General features: G+C 45.1%; 15 protein-coding genes, 2 pseudogenes and 2 riboswitches. Of the genes and pseudogenes, 9 read left to right on the forward strand and 8 right to left on the reverse strand.

The annotated features are described in order from the left end of the window. Positions 1 to 14: 14 nt before the first annotated feature. The 5 genes from DH10bf12_RS02035 to DH10bf12_RS02055 all read right to left on the reverse strand — a co-directional run bounded on the left by DH10bf12_RS02035 (position 15) and on the right by DH10bf12_RS02055 (position 5,876). Positions 15 to 1,556 (reverse strand): sugar ABC transporter ATP-binding protein, encoded by a 1,542-nt coding sequence (locus tag DH10bf12_RS02035; protein WP_471736958.1) that lies wholly within the window; start codon positions 1,554 to 1,556, stop codon positions 15 to 17. Next, positions 1,553 to 2,707 (reverse strand): sugar ABC transporter substrate-binding protein, encoded by a 1,155-nt coding sequence (locus DH10bf12_RS02040; protein ID WP_471736959.1) that lies wholly within the window; start codon positions 2,705 to 2,707, stop codon positions 1,553 to 1,555. The genes DH10bf12_RS02035 and DH10bf12_RS02040 overlap by 4 nt, the downstream gene beginning before the upstream one ends. Positions 2,708 to 2,937: 230 nt before the next feature. Beyond that, positions 2,938 to 3,987: an S-methyl-5-thioribose-1-phosphate isomerase gene (gene mtnA / locus DH10bf12_RS02045; protein ID WP_471736960.1), complete on the reverse strand. Its 1,050-nt coding sequence runs from the start codon at positions 3,985 to 3,987 to the stop codon at positions 2,938 to 2,940. Next, positions 3,984 to 5,198: an S-methyl-5-thioribose kinase gene (gene mtnK / locus DH10bf12_RS02050; protein ID WP_471736961.1), complete on the reverse strand. Its 1,215-nt coding sequence runs from the start codon at positions 5,196 to 5,198 to the stop codon at positions 3,984 to 3,986. Before mtnK ends, mtnA begins: the two co-directional genes overlap by 4 nt. 15 nt (positions 5,199 to 5,213) lie before the next feature. Further along, complete coding sequence (locus tag DH10bf12_RS02055; protein WP_471738172.1) at positions 5,214 to 5,876, reverse strand: sulfite oxidase-like oxidoreductase; 663 nt, start codon at positions 5,874 to 5,876, stop codon at positions 5,214 to 5,216. 252 nt (positions 5,877 to 6,128) lie between these two features. Further along, positions 6,129 to 6,249, reverse strand: a riboswitch (SAM riboswitch). A 518-nt stretch (positions 6,250 to 6,767) separates the two neighbouring features. After that, a riboswitch (SAM riboswitch) is annotated at positions 6,768 to 6,877 on the forward strand. Between the two features lie 76 nt (positions 6,878 to 6,953). Between DH10bf12_RS02055 and DH10bf12_RS02060 the strand changes: the two genes are divergently transcribed. The 8 genes and pseudogenes from DH10bf12_RS02060 to DH10bf12_RS02095 all read left to right on the forward strand — a co-directional run bounded on the left by DH10bf12_RS02060 (position 6,954) and on the right by DH10bf12_RS02095 (position 14,172). Continuing rightward, complete coding sequence (locus DH10bf12_RS02060) at positions 6,954 to 8,171, forward strand: 2,3-diketo-5-methylthiopentyl-1-phosphate enolase (protein ID WP_471736962.1); 1,218 nt, start codon at positions 6,954 to 6,956, stop codon at positions 8,169 to 8,171. Between the two features lie 4 nt (positions 8,172 to 8,175). Beyond that, positions 8,176 to 8,841, forward strand: coding sequence for a 2-hydroxy-3-keto-5-methylthiopentenyl-1-phosphate phosphatase (locus DH10bf12_RS02065; protein WP_471736963.1), 666 nt, complete (start codon positions 8,176 to 8,178; stop codon positions 8,839 to 8,841). After that, positions 8,838 to 9,467, forward strand: a complete 630-nt coding sequence (locus tag DH10bf12_RS02070; RefSeq protein ID WP_471736964.1) for a methylthioribulose 1-phosphate dehydratase — start codon at positions 8,838 to 8,840, stop codon at positions 9,465 to 9,467. The genes DH10bf12_RS02065 and DH10bf12_RS02070 overlap by 4 nt, the downstream gene beginning before the upstream one ends. A 2-nt stretch (positions 9,468 to 9,469) precedes the next feature. After that, a complete protein-coding gene (locus tag DH10bf12_RS02075; RefSeq protein WP_471736965.1) occupies positions 9,470 to 10,012 on the forward strand; it encodes a 1,2-dihydroxy-3-keto-5-methylthiopentene dioxygenase in 543 nt (180 codons plus the stop codon). Positions 10,013 to 10,361: 349 nt separating this feature from the next. After that, positions 10,362 to 10,688, forward strand: a complete 327-nt coding sequence (gene tnpA / locus DH10bf12_RS02080) for an IS66 family insertion sequence element accessory protein TnpA (RefSeq protein ID WP_471736260.1) — start codon at positions 10,362 to 10,364, stop codon at positions 10,686 to 10,688. Continuing rightward, a pseudogene (tnpB, locus tag DH10bf12_RS02085) lies at positions 10,685 to 11,043 on the forward strand (IS66 family insertion sequence element accessory protein TnpB). Before tnpA ends, tnpB begins: the two are co-directional and overlap by 4 nt. Positions 11,044 to 11,082: 39 nt before the next feature. Further along, positions 11,083 to 12,679, forward strand: a pseudogene (tnpC, locus tag DH10bf12_RS02090) (IS66 family transposase). A 350-nt stretch (positions 12,680 to 13,029) separates the two neighbouring features. After that, complete coding sequence (locus tag DH10bf12_RS02095) at positions 13,030 to 14,172, forward strand: CAP domain-containing protein (RefSeq protein WP_471736966.1); 1,143 nt, start codon at positions 13,030 to 13,032, stop codon at positions 14,170 to 14,172. A 43-nt stretch (positions 14,173 to 14,215) separates the two neighbouring features. Here DH10bf12_RS02095 and DH10bf12_RS02100 read toward each other — a convergent pair whose 3' ends face one another. From DH10bf12_RS02100 to DH10bf12_RS02110, 3 genes are read right to left on the reverse strand one after another with little or no spacing between them, the layout of a single operon-like run. Continuing rightward, positions 14,216 to 14,761, reverse strand: coding sequence for a GNAT family N-acetyltransferase (locus DH10bf12_RS02100; RefSeq protein ID WP_471736967.1), 546 nt, complete (start codon positions 14,759 to 14,761; stop codon positions 14,216 to 14,218). Further along, positions 14,761 to 15,048: a hypothetical protein gene (locus tag DH10bf12_RS02105; RefSeq protein ID WP_471736968.1), complete on the reverse strand. Its 288-nt coding sequence runs from the start codon at positions 15,046 to 15,048 to the stop codon at positions 14,761 to 14,763. Before DH10bf12_RS02105 ends, DH10bf12_RS02100 begins: the two co-directional genes overlap by 1 nt. A gap of 51 nt (positions 15,049 to 15,099) precedes the next feature. Beyond that, positions 15,100 to 15,618 carry a GNAT family N-acetyltransferase gene (locus tag DH10bf12_RS02110; protein ID WP_471736969.1) on the reverse strand — a complete coding sequence of 173 codons (519 nt, stop codon included), beginning with the start codon at positions 15,616 to 15,618 and terminating at the stop codon, positions 15,100 to 15,102. A 270-nt stretch (positions 15,619 to 15,888) separates the two neighbouring features. Between DH10bf12_RS02110 and DH10bf12_RS02115 the strand changes: the two genes are divergently transcribed. Further along, positions 15,889 to 16,659 (forward strand): SDR family oxidoreductase, encoded by a 771-nt coding sequence (locus tag DH10bf12_RS02115; protein ID WP_471736970.1) that lies wholly within the window; start codon positions 15,889 to 15,891, stop codon positions 16,657 to 16,659. The last annotated feature ends 114 nt before the right edge of the window (positions 16,660 to 16,773 follow it).

The following is a 16,773-nucleotide window of genomic DNA, read 5'->3' on the forward strand; positions in this document are numbered from 1 at the left end:
TGACGATCCGCTCCTTAAGATCTGCCTGCTGCGGATAATCGCTGCTGATATTCAGCTGTTTCAACTGCATTCCCTCCTGTCGCTGCTGTCATCAGACGTGCTTCTGTCGCTTCCTGATTCAGCATTTCATCGATAATTTCCCCGTCCGCCATGACCAGAATCCGGTCGGCGATCTGGAGCAATTCATCAAATTCACTCGTAAAATATAAAATGCCTTTCCCCTGACCCGCTAAATGTGTGATCAGACGGAAGACATCGTTTTTTGCACCGACATCAATTCCTTTTGTCGGTTCATCAAACATAAACACACTGCTGTCATGATTCAGCCACTTTCCAATCGATACCTTCTGCTGATTACCACCACTGAGGTGCTTCATCAAAGCTTTTGGTGAAGATGTCACAATTCCAAGCTCCTGTATCTGCTGAAGTGCCGACTGGTGTTCCTTTTTCCGGTTAATAAAGCCTGCTGTTGAAAAGCTTTTTAATGCCGGAAGTGACAGGTTTTCCTGTACGTTTGACTCAATCAGCACACCGCTTTTACGACGCTCTTCAGGGATAAATGACAGTCCGGCCTGAACAGCATGACTCGGACTTTTCACCTTTACTTCGGTGCCGTTTACAAGCCACTTGCCTTTTGCATTTGTTACGCCGAATATTGCATTGGCAGTCTCAGATTTCCCTGCACCGACAAGTCCTGCGATCCCGACAATTTCACCGGCTTTTACTGAGAGACTGATATGTTTTCCGGTCTCAGGTACGGTGACATGTTCAATTTCAAAAACGGTTTCTTCACTGAAATCACGGTGGTGATAATCTGCTTTATGAAGCTGCTTCCCAAGCATGGTTTTTACCACTTCTTCAGTTGTTACGCTGCCAGTTTCATATACTGCAACTGCTTTTCCATCCCGCATAATGGTCATTCGTTCTGCAATCTGCTTAATTTCCTGCATGCGGTGGGAGATATAAATCATTCCGATCCCCTGTGCTTTCAGTTCTTTTATGACGCTGAAAAGCTGCTTTGTTTCCTGATCACTTAATGGCGCAGTCGGCTCATCAAAAATAATAATTTTCGCATCAGATGCTACTGCACGTGCTAAAAGGATCATCTGCTTCTGGGAAAGTGTGCAGTCTTCCACCAGGCGATTCAGCTGAATCTGTGTTTGAACTTTCGCCAGCCGCTCTTCTGCAATCAGTTTGCGTTTTTTCCAGCTGATCGGTTTGCTGTTTTTCCCGCCAACGGTCAGATCGAGCGTGACGTTTTCAGTGACTGACAGGTTAGGAATCAGCCCTGTATCTACCTCCTGCACAACGATCGCTATCCCTTTTTCCTGAGCGTCAGATGGGGAAGTGAAATGCACTTCTTCCCCATCAATTAAAATCGTGCCACCATCTTTTTCATAGTCGCCTGATAAAATTTTGACGAGCGTACTTTTACCGGCTCCATTTACACCAAGCAGCGCATGGACTTCACCAGGTTCAACTGAGAAGTCCACTTGCTTTAGTACATTGACTGGACCAAATGACTTTGTAAGTTGTTGAACCTGAAGAGTACTCATTGTCCGTTTTTCGCCTCCAGTGCGTCCATCCAGGGTGAACGCGCAGCATTCGGTGATCCCCATCCTTCAATATGCTGACCAACATCAGCCATTGTGACAGGCTCATCAGGAAGGTCACTTACATTTACAACTGATGGATCAAGCGCATAAATGGAAGGCGTTTCTTCACCGGCAATTTTCTGATACAGGAACCTTACCTGAACGCCTGCCACTTCAGCAGGGTCTGTTGCGGCCGTTGTTACCCATGGGCTGTTTTCTGCCTGCATGATTTGTAAATCCTCATCACTCAGGTCAATGCCGTATACTTTGATTTCATCGCGGCCTGCCTGCTGAATTGCACGCGTTACACCTTTTGCAAACTCATCATATGGTGCAAATACTGCATCAATTGAGCCTTCTTCAGGATATTTCTTCAGTACAGCCTCCATTTGATTTTGTGAATCAAGTGCCGTATTGTTACTCACGCTTCCAAAGCGCGCAACCTCTGAAACGTTCGGATAGTGCTCAAGGAATGCTTCATAAATGACGTTACGTCTTTCAAGCGGTGTAAAGCCTCCCGCCCATACATAAACGATGTTACCTTCCCCGTCGATGTCCTGTGCCATCTGCTTCAGCGTGCCCCATGCAAGGCTGTAGTCATCCTGGCTGATTGCTGTTACGCCGTCTACAGTAATGTCATTATCAAATGTTACGACAGGGATGCCTTTTTCAAGCGCTTCTTCCACGCCCTGATTCAGTGCTTCTGCACGGCCGTGGTCGATCAGGATTCCGTCGACGCCCTGGTTAATCGCTGTCTGAAGGTGATTTGCCATTTGTGAGAGATCATTGTTAGCATTGTAAATCTGTACTTCTCCGCCAAACTTTTCAACCTGCGCTTCAAGTCCGCTTACGTATTGTGAAGCGAATGTGCCAGTTGAGAATTCCATGATGGCTGCGATTTTAAGTGGCTTGTCTACTGCTGCCGGGATTTCTGCATCGTCCGCCTGTGTGGTTTGTTCAGTTGATGCTTCTTCTGTTTCTTCTGCAGCTTCAGTCGATTCTTCTGCTACTGCTTCTTCCGGTGCTTCCTCTTGCGAAGCCGGCTGCTGGTCTGTGCATGCTGCAAGGATAAGTGTTAGTGAGAGTAATAGTAAAATAAGTCCTTTTTTCATTTTCCGCACTCCTTTAAAAGGTTAATTTGGTAAAGTGTTAGGGTGTAATGGTGTTCTGTATGCTGGCTGATCATTTCCACTTCAGGGGGACGCTTTCCGCGGCCGTGCGGTGAGCCCCTCCGGCTTCGCCGCAAGGTCTCACCTGTCCCTTTTCCGCCGCAGGAGTCGCCCCGTTACGCTCCAATGATCAGCTGTGCAAGTATAGTAATGGACTTTAATAAGCGAATAAATTAAATCGTTACACCTTCAAATAATTCTTTTAACTTCGTCTGATAATCCCCTCTAACGATACCTTTTTCCGTCACGATGCCTGAGATGAGGCCGTGTGGTGTTACGTCGAATGCCGGGTTGAATACCTGAATACCTTCGGGTGCGATTCGTTTGCCGGCGAGATGGGTGATTTCTTCGGCGTTTCTTTCTTCGATGACGATGTCGTCGCCGGTTGCTGTTTCGAGATCAATGGTTGAGAGTGGTGCAGCGACGTAGAATGGGATACCGTGGGCTTTTGCTAAGATGGCAAGTCCATATGTACCGATTTTATTTGCTGTGTCTCCATTGGCTGTAATTCTGTCTGCACCGACTAAAATCGCGTCGACATTTTTTGTTCTCAGTACGTGTGCAGCCATATTGTCTGTGATCAGTGTGACGTCTATGTCTGCCTGCTGAAGCTCCCATGCAGTCAGCCTCGCTCCCTGCAAAACAGGTCTTGTTTCAGTTGCATAAACGTGAATGTTAGATCCGCGTTCTTTTGCGATATAAAATGCGCCGAGTGCTGTGCCGTATTTCGATGTGGCAATTGCGCCTGTGTTGCAGTGGGTGAGAACCGTTGCGTCATCAGGAAGCAGCGAAAAGCCGTTCTCCCCAATGCGCTTACACGTTTCTTCGTCCTGCTGTTGTATAAGAATCGCTTCTGTTTCAAGACGCTCAATTACTTTGGCAGCTGTTGGTTCTTCTTCAGCGACCTTCAATAACCGCTGCAGTGCCCAGGACAGGTTCACTGCAGTCGGACGCGAGGAATTCAGATAAGCTGCCTTCACAGCAAGTTCTGCCTTAAGTATTTCAGGCTCTTTCAGCCCGCTGTTCTTTGCCCATAAAGCAAGTCCGAACGCAGCTGCGATTCCGATTGCAGGCGCACCTCTTACTTTCAATTCGGTAATGCTGTCCCACACATCTTCAATCGTTTTTAAAAAAATATATTCCACTTCTCCGGGAAGCTTCTGCTGATTCAACAGACGGATTGCATCGCCTTCCCAGATGACCGGTTTAATCAAGTTTGTCATTTTGCCAGCCCCTTCAGATAAGCAGTCAGGCTTTTCGGTGAGCGCCATACTGCGCGGTTGAAAATCAGTGATCTGCCCGTTTCAATCGCACGCTGCTGCGCCTGCAGTCTGCCCGCTTCATCTTCAATTCCATCAATGTCTTCAACGTGCGCCAGTCCGATGATTCGGCGGATTGTTTTACAGCCGGCAAATCCGAGTGTATCCTGCCAAATCTTTTCAAGCACATAGTCTGCATACTGATCTGTGCGCTGTCTTTCTTCAAACCCTTTTTCAAGCAGCAGCTCGCGGTAACGTTTCTCAAATACTGCCCATGTCTGTTCGATCGTTTTAAGCAGGTAGTCGCTAATATCAGGGCGCTTATTTTCATCCGCTCTTTCCTGCTGTGCGATATAGTTCAGCGTCAGGTTGGCAATGAATGCACCGATATCAAATCCTGCCGGACCGTAAAATGCAAATTCAGGGTCAATGACTTTTGTGGACTCCTCCGTTACAAAGACGCTGCCTGTATGGAGATCTCCGTGAAGCAGTGTTTCACCTTCAGTCAGGAATTGTTTTTTCAATTTTGCGACTTCAAAGATTAGACGATCGTCCTCCCACAGCGACTCCACTGTTTCCTGAAGGTTCTCAGGGTATGAATTAGATTCAGCATTTTGGTAAGGATCTGTGAATACAAGTTTTTCAGTAATGTCACACAGGTCAGGATTCACAAACTGACGTGCCAGCTTTTTCTTTTCAATCGGTCCAAGCGCTTCATCAGAGGCGTTGAACAGGTTTTCTGCAAGATATGAACCAATATGCGCTGAAATGTGAGGATAAAGGTTCCCTTCAATTAATCCTTTTCTGAGAATCACGTGATCTGACAGGTCCTCCATGACAGTTACTGCATAATCATCATCATAATCGAAAACTTCCGGCACAAGCGATGGCACATATTTCGCTGCTTCCTGCAGTGCCTGGCGCTCAATGCGTGCACGATCAAGCGACAGCGGCCAGCTTTCACCGACAACCTTTGCATATGGCAGCGCCTGCTTCACAACAAGTGATTTGTCAGTCTGCAGATCCTTCACAATAAACACATAATTCAGATTGCCATCTCCAACTTCTTTACACGTTACCTGCTCTTTATCAGTGATCAGTCCCTTATTTTCTAAATAAACGAGGACACTCTGTTCAGTAAATGGTTCATACACATGCTCACGTACATTTGTCATTAACGTTCCTCTCCTTTAATCAAATTCTTTTTTATGCCATTCATCTTCAGGAATATCGAGATCCTCTCCTGAAAAACGCTCTTCTCTGAATACTTCACCGTAATTGTGGAATCCGTTACGCTCCCAGAATCCTGGGCGGTCTTCCTTTAAAAATTCAATGCCTCTGATCCACTTCACACTCTTCCAGAAATACAGATGCGGCACGACCAATCTGAATGGATAGCCGTGCTTTGCTGTCAGCGGCTTTCCCTCAAAGGAATGTGCCAGTAGAATGTCATCTCCGAGCAGATCCTCAAGAGGAAGGTTCGTCTCATAGTCATGATCTCCATAAATCATGACGTGTTTTGTGCCTTCAGGAATATCGTAGTCTTTCAGTAAGTCTTTGATTGTGACGCCTGTAAATGCATTATCAAACCGCGACCATCTTGTGACGCAGTGAATATCTTTCACAACCGTCGTCTGCGGCAGCTGCATGAGCTCGTCATATGTGAATGTCCTTTTCGTTGCCCCTTCACCAAACAGCGTGAAATCCCATGTAGCAAGATTGTATTCAGGGACCTCGCCTTCATGCAGAATCGGAAATTTTTCTGTCAGCGTCTGACCTGGCGGGAGTCTGCCATCATGTGTATTTTTCTGTACCGGCGGCCGTGCTTTTTTCAACCGTTCTGCCTTACCCATTGTTTCACGCTCCTTGTTTGATTCTTTCTTAGTAAAAGCCATTTTCATCTTTCCTCAGCTGAGATTGGAGCGTAAGGCGGCGACTCCTTTGGCAGGAAGGGACAGGTGAGACGATCACGGCGAAGCCTGATGGCTCAGCGCCCGGCCACGGAAAGCGTCCGCCTGAAGCGGAAATCACAGCCAGCTTTATAAAGTTAAACAATAAAAAGCCCCTTTCTAAGATAGAAAGAGGCAGAATTAGACTGATTCGACCTCTTATCTCTCAGACCATTACGTCTGTTGGATGTAGCACCGTGTCCCTGCTGAATGTATACAGCGGGGCCGGTTGCCGGGCTTCATAGGGCCAATTCCCTCAGCCAACTCTCGATAAGAGTGGTATATGTAGTTGGTTGTTTTTGGTTATTTCGAATTCATAATTGCAAGTTTACGGAATAGAGTGACGTTTTGTCAATGAGTTTTTTAAAAATTATTTTTGAGGGCTTCTGGGAACCGCTGTTGACCTGCGTTTCAGGCGGACGCTTTCCACGGCCGGGCGGTGAGCCCCTTCCATGCTTCGCATTACAGGGTCTCACCTGTCCCTTTCCGCCGTTGGAGTCGCCGCCTTCCACTCCGGTCAACAGCTGAGTTATCTTTTAAAATTATATAGAGTCGGTTGATCAATTATCTCTCATTCTTTAAAGTTTCTTAAAAAATCTTAGTACCTGCTCAGCGGGTGGTTAAAGCGTCCCCCTGAAGCGGAAAACACCCACCAAATTATTAAGAGACAAACACAATATTACTCATAAACTAAAATCACAATAATATAATTTTCTGAAAAAGCAGCTTGACGTTTTTGAAGATGTCTGCCATAATTCGGTACATGATTTTAAATCCAACCGAATACGTATGAAACTCTTATAAAGAGCAGGTGGAGGGACCGAGCCCGATGAAACCCGGCAACCTGTTTCAGCTAACGCTGATTCAAGGTGCTAATTCTCACAGCGACAGCTGAAGGATAAGAGGAAGAACGTTCATTTTGATGTCCGCTTCCTCTTTGGGAGCGGATTTTTTATTTCTTTTTTTGAAAGGATGTCAATAATGTCAAAAATTACAGCGACTTATCTCGTACATGATGCAAAAGGAAATTTAGAAAAAAAGGCCGAGTCTATTGCACTTGGGCTGACGGTCGGTTCATGGACGGACCTGCCGGCGGTTGATCAGGAGCAGTTGAAAAAACATAAGGGTGAGGTTGTTTCTGTCAGTGAAACGTCACCTTCAGCAGCAGCCGGCCACCTGGGTGAGCGTAAGGCAGGGCTGATTAAAATCGCCTATCCGGCAGCAAACTTCAGTGCTGATATTCCGGCAATCCTGACTACGATTTTTGGAAAGCTTTCACTGGATGGTGAAGTGAAGCTTGTTGATATCGAGCTTGATGAAGCACTTGAACAGCAGTTCCCCGGTCCCCAGTTCGGGATTGATTCAATCAGAAATAAACTTGGCGTACACGATCGCCCACTGCTGATGAGTATTTTTAAAGGGATGATCGGCCGCGGAACAGACCTGTTTGAAGAACAGCTTCGCGCACAGGCTGCAGGCGGCGTTGATCTTGTAAAGGATGATGAGATTTTATTTGATAATCCACTTACACCTTTTGAGGATCGGATCCGCCGCGGCGTAAAGGTTTTGAATGAAGAATATGAGCGCACAGGCCACCGCACGTTATATGCAGTGAATCTTTCAGGAAGAACATTTGATTTAAAAGAAAAAGCACGAAAAGCAGTGTCACTTGGCGCAAATGCACTTCTCTTTAACGTATTTGCTTACGGACTTGATACATTGCAGAGCCTTGCTGAAGACCCATATATTGATGTGCCGATTATGGCGCACCCTGCTGTATCCGGCGCCTTTACGGCTTCACCGCTTCACGGAATTTCTAATCAGGTACTGCTTGGTAAATTGCTTCGTCTTGCAGGTGCAGATTTCGTGCTGTTCCCTTCTCCATACGGCAGTGTCGCAATGGAAAAAGCTGAAACATTTGCAATCAGAGATGCCCTTACCTCTGACAGCCGTCTGAGACGCGCCTTCCCTGTTCCGTCAGCAGGCATTCACCCGGGGTTAGTGCCTCAGCTGATCGAGGACTTCGGTAAAGACTCCATTATTAATGCAGGCGGCGGGATCCATGGTCACCCAGGTGGCGCGGCTGCCGGTGCAAAAGCGTTCCGTGATGCCATCGCAGAAGTGCAGGCCGGTGGTACTTTAGAGGACGCTGCTGCAAAGTCAGCAGAGCTTGAAAAGGCACTTGCATTATGGGGGTGAGCGCATGCCGAGCGTAATCTTTTGTGATTTTGATGGCACGATTACAAAATCCGACAACATTATTTCCATCATGCAGCACTTTGATCCACCGGGATGGGAACAGATTAAAGATCAGATTCTTTCCCGGGAAATATCGATTCGTGAAGGCGTAGGAAAAATGTTTGCAACCCTCCCTTCTTCTTTAAAAGATGAGATCATTCATTATGTTGTCGAAACAGCTGAAATACGTGATGGTTTTGGGGATTTTGTCAGCTATACAAGAAAAGAAAATGTACCCCTGAACATCGTCAGCGGCGGCATCGACTTTTTCGTAAAGCCTATGTTAAAACCATATGACCTTGAAAAGCAGCTTTACTGCAACGGCAGTGATTTCTCGGGAAATACGATTCAAATCACCTGGCCGCATACATGTGATGAACATTGTTCAAATGACTGCGGGTGCTGCAAGCCAAGCATTATCAGAGAACTTGCTGATGAACATGTACAGAAAATTGTCATTGGTGATTCAGTCACAGACCTTGAGGCAGCAAAGCTTGCTGATCTGGTATTTGTCTGTGGTGATTACCTTGAGGAAAAGTGCAGGGAGCTGAATCTTCCGTATAAGCGTTTTACTCATTTTGATGAAGTGGTTACGTATCTTGAACAGTCCAAGGAGGTTGTACACCGTTGAAAACACTTGACCTTGAAGCACGCTGGCAGGAGCTTGCCGATGTAAAGGATGCACTTGGTGCAAGATACTGGTTCCCGGGTACAAGCGGCAATCTGTCGATTAAAGTATCTGATGATCCGCTCGAATTTTTAGTCACAGCAAGCGGTAAGGATAAGTATCAGCGGACCGATGAAGACTTTCTTTTAGTCGACCGGAACAGCCAGGCGGTTGAACAAACCGGATTAAAGCCTTCTGCTGAAACACTTTTACATCAAAAGGTCTATGAATTGACTGATGCAGGCTGTTCCCTTCACGTTCACACAGTAAGCAATAATGTCATTTCCGAGCTGTACGCTGAAAAAGGAGAAATTACTTTTCAAAATCAGGAGCTGATCAAGGCATTTAATCTATGGGATGAAGATGCTGTACTGAAGGTACCGATTATTGAAAACCCTGCGCACATTCCGGACCTGGCAAACCTTTTGGCAGAGAAAATTGATGAAAATATATTTGGCGTATTAATCCGCAATCACGGCATTACCGTCTGGGGACGGAATGCTTTTGAAGCAAAAAAGCATCTTGAAGCATTTGAATTTCTATTTGAGACACATTTAGCACTGCGACTACACACTCAGGGAGGAAGATAAAAATGGCGACAATTACAATCAGAGATACTCAGGAAACGATTAAAGGCGAAGAACAGGTTCAGGCATTCCTGTCTGATCAGGGCGTATTATATGAAAAGTGGGATCCTGCAAAGCTTCCGGAAACACTTCAGGGTGTGACAGGACTTTCTGATGAAGATAAGGAAACTGTTCTTTCAGTATTTGACGAAGAGATCCGTTCACTGGCTGAGCGCCGCGGTTATCATAACTGGGACGTGATTTCACTGAATGAACAGACACCAGGTCTTGAAGATCTGTTGAAAAAGTTCGAGCAGGTACATACGCATACGGAAGATGAAGTACGTGCCATTACTGCCGGATCAGGTATTTTCATTATTAAAAGTGAAGAAAAAGGCTACTTTGATGTAAACCTTGCACCTGGCGATGTGATTTCTGTACCGGTTGACACGCCTCACTTCTTTACGCTGACTGATGAGCGAGAAGTGGTAGCTGTGCGCCTCTTTATTGAAAAAGAAGGCTGGGTTGCACACCCTTATCACGACCCTGCATTTGAAGAAGCAAAATAAGATGATGAACCGCATCCTTTAGGGGTGCGGTTTTTGTTTTTGAGGCGTAGTGTGGCGTAGGTCTAATTTCACTTTTCTAAGGACCACGACGTTTTTTCTCCGAACAGCACCTTATATTCGTAAGCGTCAAACGAACCACACCTTCTGTTGTGTAACCTTCCGTGACAAAATGAAGGAAATCAAATATGTAACGAACGTGTTCAATCAAGCTACGATTTTTTCTACTTTCTCTTCACATAGACATTTCAAACGGATCTTAAGCCAGATGAAATGCTCCTTTCTTCGAAAGGTACACCGACTGCCTCTTATCCTATGAACACATTGGTTATATGGAAGGTGTGGTTATTGAATGGATGTAAAAGAAAGCTCAAATCACGTGCCAAGTGGATACGTAGAAAAGATGTCGCGTATCTATGAAGAGTGGCGTGAAAGTGACTTATCATTAAAAGCATTTTGCGAGACTCGGGATGAAGTCACGTACAGTCAGCTTCATTATTTTAGAATGACTTACCGGCCAGAGGATATCCAACAGGAACGTCCAACTGGATGGGCAAAAATCAATATGCAATCCCCTACTACGAAGCTCGACCTGCACGTAGGGCCATATAAAGTTGTGATCCCTCCGGGATTTGATAAAGAATTATTAACTGAACTGCTGGAGGTGATCACGCCATGATTCTTCAACCGGAATCTATACGCAATATATACCTCGCTCAAGGCGTGACAGATATGCGATTATCCATTGATGGTCTTGCGGCCATCGTACAGGAAACGTTTGAATTAGATCCGTGTTCTTCAGATATCTTTTTGTTTTGTAACCGTGAACGGGATAAAGTGAAGATTCTACACGGGAGCACAATGGTTTTTGGCTGTATTATCGCAGACTTGAAAATGGCCGATTCCGTTGGCCCGAAGGGCGTGAAGATGAAACCACTTCTCTGAACCCTAAACAGTTAAAGTGGTTGTTAGAAGGACTGACGATTGAAGATGGAAAAGTTCATCCGAAACTTTCCGGCATGAAAGTTATATAAGGGGTAGACCTCAGACAGAAGGTGTCGTACCCTAGGGGTATGAAAAAACAAACGACACCTTCTCATCCTAAAACTTCAAATAAAGACCGCATTCATGAACTGGAAAAGCGTAACGAAGAGCTCGAAGCTCTTGTCTCTTGGTATGAAGGCCAATTCAAACAGCTTCAAACCGAGAAATTCGGCCGTTCCAGTGAAAAGACGAATACCTCCGATGGTCAGATTGAACTTCCACTTTTTAATGAAGTAGAGATCACTCAAGATTCAGCACATGAAGAACCACAGTTAAACGAAAGCGATCTCGTTTCAAGCACTCAAAAACAAGCGAAAGCGTTCATCACATGAACTGAACCTTCCGGTTGAAAAAGTCACTTATCATTTACCTGAAGCTGAACGAAATTGCGAAAGCTGCGGGCATGACCTACACGTTATGACGACAGAAACAAACCGCACACTTGAAATTATTCCGGCCAGTGTCAAAGTCACTGAACACGCGCAAGAAGTATATGCTTGCCGTCAGTGTCAGGAATCTGGGATTGAAACACCTATTATCAAAGCGCCAAAACCGGCATCAGTCTACCCTAAAAGCATGGCATCTGCCTCATCGATGGCTTACGTGCTGACCCAAAAATATCAATCTGGTCTCCCTCTGTACCGTCAGGAACAGCTCTTTAAACAACAGGGGATTCCTCTTTCGAGACAGACAATGGCGAACTGGGCAGTTTATGGGGCTGATCAATGGTTATCACCATTAGTGACACAGATGAAGGCTAAAATGATGAAGGAAGCTGTCTTACATGCAGATGAAACGTCTGTTCAGTGCTGAACGAAGAAGGTCGTGCAGCTTCATCAACTTCTTATATGTGGCTCTATCGGACTGGTCAGACTTCTTTTCCGTGCGTGGTTTACGATTATAAAACCACTCGTGCCGGAAAAAATCCGAAGGAGTTTCTTAAAGACTTCAAAGGATTTCTTCATGTGGATGGCTATGCAGGCTATCACAAAGTTGCGAACGTGAAACTGTCAGGTTGTTGGGCGCATGCGCGAAGATACTTTGTTAAAGCTGCCAAGAGTGCCCCGAAGAAAAAAGGGGAACTGTTAAACCTCCCTGAACAGGCAGTTCAAAAAATTGGGCAGCTGTATAAGATTGAAAAAGAAATACGAGAGCTGAACTTAAATAGCGATAAACGTCACCAGCTTCGAAAAGAAAAAAGCCTGCCAATTGCGGAGGCTTACTTCGAGTGGCTGAAAAAATTCGTCCAACTGTGTTGCCGAAAAGCCCTTTGGGCGAAGCCATTGTATACTCACTCAATCAAAAGATGCTTTGCTTACCCCCTTTTCAGATGGTCGACTTGAAATTGATAATAATTTAGCTGAACGTAGTATCAAACCTTTTGTGATCGGCCGAAAAAACTGGTTGTTTTCGAATTCGATGAAAGGCGCAGATACCAGCGCACTTATTTACAGTGTGATCGAATCAGCTAAAGAAAATGATCTAAAACCGTTTGAATATCTCACTTATTTATTTGAAAAAATGCCAAACACAAATCTGTCTGATCAGCAGAATCTGGATCAGTTTCTGCCGTGGTCTAAACAAATACCTGATCACTGTCGAATTGAAAAAGTAAACAAGCATTAAGTAAAAGCCGTCCCGAAGGGTACGGCTTTTCTGTTGCCTCAAATATCATCATCAAAATAATCAATGTGTGTTTGCTTTGACGCTTACTTATATTCTACGAACCACACTTGTTTTTCTTTGAACATGACACTGCATTCCAAGAACAACAGCCACCTTTTTGCGAACCCCACACCAAGCAGCCGCGCATCCACACGCGGCTTTTTGTTTGCCCTTTTATTCAAAAGGGTACGTATTAATACCTTATAACGTGTTCATACTTTTGACATTCCTGACGCATGATGAGCCCCTTCTCACTTCCGCCCGACCCTTACAGTCATGTAAAATAAAGTACAGATAGGGGGAAATACGCTTTGAGAAAACTACTTCTATTGATCGTCATCGCCTTTGGCCTTTTTCTCTCAAAACCGATGTGGGAAGATCAAATCCCGGAATCGGTTAATCTGTCTGCTGTAAGTGACTTATCTGACCGTGCAACGGCTGCTTTTGAAGGCGGCGGAATACAAGATGCATGGGAATCTTTATTGGAATCAATGACTGATTTTATTATAGAGATTGATGAGATTATTCAGGACGCACCGGAGCTCTCCACTGAAAATGAAACAGCTGCAGTGGAGCGGCCCGATCTTGCCGTCCCTTCCGAAGAGCTGTTTGCCATTCATAATATTGAGCTTGGACAGGCAAAAGCTGACGTAGAAGCCGCAGCCGGCCAGGCGAGCCGCAATTCAATCAATGAATTCGGCGTTAACTGGCATGCTTATCATGAACAATACCAGAACTTTTTTATGGTTTCTTATAATGAGGAAAATGAAGTGAACGGACTGTTTACCAACCAGGACCTGATTTCTTCCTCCATGCCGCTCCAAATGGGCAGCACACGTGATGAAGTAAGAGCTGAGCTTGGCGAACCTCTTACTTCTATTCAAAAAGGATTCGTACGATATGAGCTGCAGGACGATGGGGAGTACGATTTGTTTTCCTTTGATGGCGCTTATGTCACTGTTTTTTATGATCAGCATGAAAACAATACTGTCACTGCGCTTCAGGTCGTTTCAGAAGAGCTTGAGGACCAGCGTGATGCACTGTATGCTGAACCCTCTGCTGAGCTTGCAGAAGGATTTAAATATCAGCTGTTTGACATAACCAACGCAGCAAGAGTCATGCATGGACTGGATACACTCACATGGGATGAAGCTGTCAGTGAAACGGCACGCAAACACAGTGCAGATATGGCTGAGAACCGCTTCTTCTCACATGACAATCTTGATGGAGAATCACCTTTTGACCGCATGGATGCGGATGGCATCAACTACAGAGTCGCCGGGGAAAACCTCGCGTATGGCCAGTATAGTGCCATTTTCGCACATGAGGGCCTCATGAATTCACTCGGTCACCGCGAGAATATCCTGAAGCCGGACTATGGCTACCTTGGAGTTGGCGTAGATTTCAATACAGAGAACCAGCCGTTTTTTACGGAGAAATTTTTTAATAACTGATGATAGCTAATAAAAGCATTGAACCAGATACGGTTCAATGCTTTTATAATGAGTTCCACTCCCGCCGCAAAAGCGAGTAGCTGTAATGATCATAATATTTCCCCTGAAACAAATGCTTATCCCGCACAAGCCCTTCCTGCCTAAAGCCAACCCGCTCAAGCAATTTCATCGAAGCAGCGTTCCCTTTTGCTGCATAGGCTTCAATCCGGTTCAGCTTCATTGCTTCAAAACCGTGTTCAATCATACCTTTGACCGCTTCACTTCCATATCCTTTTCCCCATTTAGACGGGGTGAGGTCATAGCCGACCTCTGCAATATTGTTATAGCGGTCCCACTGGTGAAAGCCGCATGTCCCAATGACAATGCCGGTCTCTTTTTCTACAATTGCCCAGCGGTTATTGTTCTTTTTAGGATGGTACGCATTAAACAAAATAAAGTTCTCTGCCTCTTCTAACTCTGTGTAGACTTCCTCATCCAGCAGATACCTGCAGACGACAGGATCTGAAAAATGCTCGAAAACAAACTGTGTGTGCTCTTTGGTGAGTGGAGTGAGCATTAAGCGCGCTGTTTCAACTTCAGTAAATACCATCAGATCTTCTTCTCAAGCTCCGGATTCTTTTCGAGTTCAATTTTCTTCTGCTTTCTCACCCACAGCATACCTGATACTGCAACAACAAAAAATAACATATAAATGCCAAGCTCCATGTTACTCACTGTCTGCATGGTAATATCATCAATCATTAATACATTGATTAAGCGAAAATTTAACCCGAGGGCGCCGCCAATCAGCAGTCCCAGGAAAATCTTTTCACGGGATTTTAATTTATCCATTCTTGTTGGTTCAGAAGCATTGCTCATTAAGATCGTTCCTTTCAAATCTGTTCTTCTTACACTATATCAAAGAAGTAGCAGGAATTATGAAAAATCTTATCGAATCCAATAGCGTCTTATGAGAACGCCACCCTCTTCAGCATCCTGCAGGTCCCGGATACCGCCATTTGACTCGATGGTTTTAAAGGATCCCGGATTATCATCGTCACAGGTAATCAGCACTTCATTGATCCCAAGGTTTCTTGCTTCATTTAATGAAAGCTTCAGAATCTCTGTTGCATACCCTTTTTTACGTTCGTCCGGTCTGACACCGTAGCCGATATGGCCACCCCGCTGAAAAAGTAGTTCTGTTAACTCATGCCGTATGTGAGCCGCGCCAAGTACTTTTTCTTCACTGTTGACTAAAAATAACAGTGACCCACTCACCCAGCCTTCAGGAATGCCGACTCCCTGTTCTTCCTTTTTCCATATTTCCACCTGCTCGTCATATTTCTTACCCTTGGGCATAGAAGCATGCGGAATAATCTCCTCTCCTGCTTCCTGCCATTCTCTTATGTATGCCTCATACGCTTCTTCCCTTACCTGTTCCGGTTTCACAAGCTTTAGGCTTTCCATTTCCCACCCCGCCTTTACTTCCAATAATTTCTTTTGTCTATGTTAACGTTATAATAGTAAAAAGAGAAGGCTTTTATTATACAAAATGGAAAAGTGATCAATGTTACTGCACAGCTGATGATTGAAGCGTAAGGGGGCGGCTCGCAGGAAGGGACAGGTGAGGCTTTTGGCGAAGCCTGCGGGCTCACCGCCCGGCCGCGGAAAACGTCTCCCTGAAGCGGAAATCATCGGTCAATATTGGAAAGATAAAAAACTGAAAGTGGTGATCATATGACACGCAGACTTGCGCTTGTTACTGGCGTTGGCAGAAAAATCGGAATCGGTGCTGCACTTGCTGAAAGATTAGCAGCAGACGGAATGGACGTTTTATTTACCTATTGGCATGCTTATGACCGTGAAATATCCGCTCATAAAAGAAGCGAAGATACAGATGATATTTTACAATTATGCCGGGAAAAGAGCGTTCATGCTGAAATGATCGAACTGAATTTAGCTGAGGTTCATTCAATAGATGAACTGTTTTCCTATTGTTACTCAGTCTTTGGCCGCTATCCGGATACAGTGATTCATAATGCAGCTGTCTCAATGAACGATACAATTGAAACCGTCACTGCAGAACAGCTTGACCAGCACTATGCAATAAACACGCGTGCTGTTACTTTACTGACGCAAAAGTTTCTAAAGCACCTGGCATACGACTTTGGAAGAATCATCTGCCTGACAACCGGCTGGGCACAGGGACCAATGCCAAATGAGCTTTCCTATGCCATGACAAAATCCACGATGGACACGCTTGTCTATACGATTTCGCCAGTACTGGCTAGAAGAAAGATCACCATTAATGTCATTAACCCAGGCCCGACTGATACCGGGTGGATGAGTGATGAATTAAAAGATGTACTATTGGAACGATCACCTCAGGGACGTGTGGGGAAGCCCTCAGACGTTGCAAACCTTGCATCATTTTTAGTCAGCGAAGAGGCACAGTGGGTGACAGGACAAACGATTCATTCTGAAGGCGGTTTTATCAACCATTTTTAGCTGTGTGACTTTTCAACTAAATCTTTGTTTATTTGAATCTATTATTGTATTAATATTTACACAATTCTCACAATACCCTATTATGGAACATGACATTGGAAGTGCTTACATACA

It is taken from the genome of Jeotgalibacillus sp. 10bf12 (assembly GCF_055597105.1).

Excerpts from the sequence above, each read along its gene's own strand:
- DH10bf12_RS02110 (WP_471736969.1), bottom strand. The coding sequence starts at position 15,618 with ATGGAAAGCCTAAAGCTTGTGAAACCGGAACAGGTAAGGGAAGAAGCG.
- DH10bf12_RS02115 (WP_471736970.1), top strand. The coding sequence starts at position 15,889 with ATGACACGCAGACTTGCGCTTGTTACTGGCGTTGGCAGAAAAATCGGA.
- DH10bf12_RS02060 (WP_471736962.1), top strand. The coding sequence starts at position 6,954 with ATGTCAAAAATTACAGCGACTTATCTCGTACATGATGCAAAAGGAAAT.
- mtnA (WP_471736960.1), bottom strand. The coding sequence starts at position 3,987 with ATGACAAACTTGATTAAACCGGTCATCTGGGAAGGCGATGCAATCCGT.
- tnpA (WP_471736260.1), top strand. The coding sequence starts at position 10,362 with ATGGATGTAAAAGAAAGCTCAAATCACGTGCCAAGTGGATACGTAGAA.
- mtnK (WP_471736961.1), bottom strand. The coding sequence starts at position 5,198 with ATGACAAATGTACGTGAGCATGTGTATGAACCATTTACTGAACAGAGT.
- DH10bf12_RS02040 (WP_471736959.1), bottom strand. The coding sequence starts at position 2,707 with ATGAAAAAAGGACTTATTTTACTATTACTCTCACTAACACTTATCCTT.
- DH10bf12_RS02100 (WP_471736967.1), bottom strand. The coding sequence starts at position 14,761 with ATGGTATTTACTGAAGTTGAAACAGCGCGCTTAATGCTCACTCCACTC.
- DH10bf12_RS02035 (WP_471736958.1), bottom strand. The coding sequence starts at position 1,556 with ATGAGTACTCTTCAGGTTCAACAACTTACAAAGTCATTTGGTCCAGTC.
- DH10bf12_RS02055 (WP_471738172.1), bottom strand. The coding sequence starts at position 5,876 with ATGGGTAAGGCAGAACGGTTGAAAAAAGCACGGCCGCCGGTACAGAAA.
- DH10bf12_RS02065 (WP_471736963.1), top strand. The coding sequence starts at position 8,176 with ATGCCGAGCGTAATCTTTTGTGATTTTGATGGCACGATTACAAAATCC.
- DH10bf12_RS02075 (WP_471736965.1), top strand. The coding sequence starts at position 9,470 with ATGGCGACAATTACAATCAGAGATACTCAGGAAACGATTAAAGGCGAA.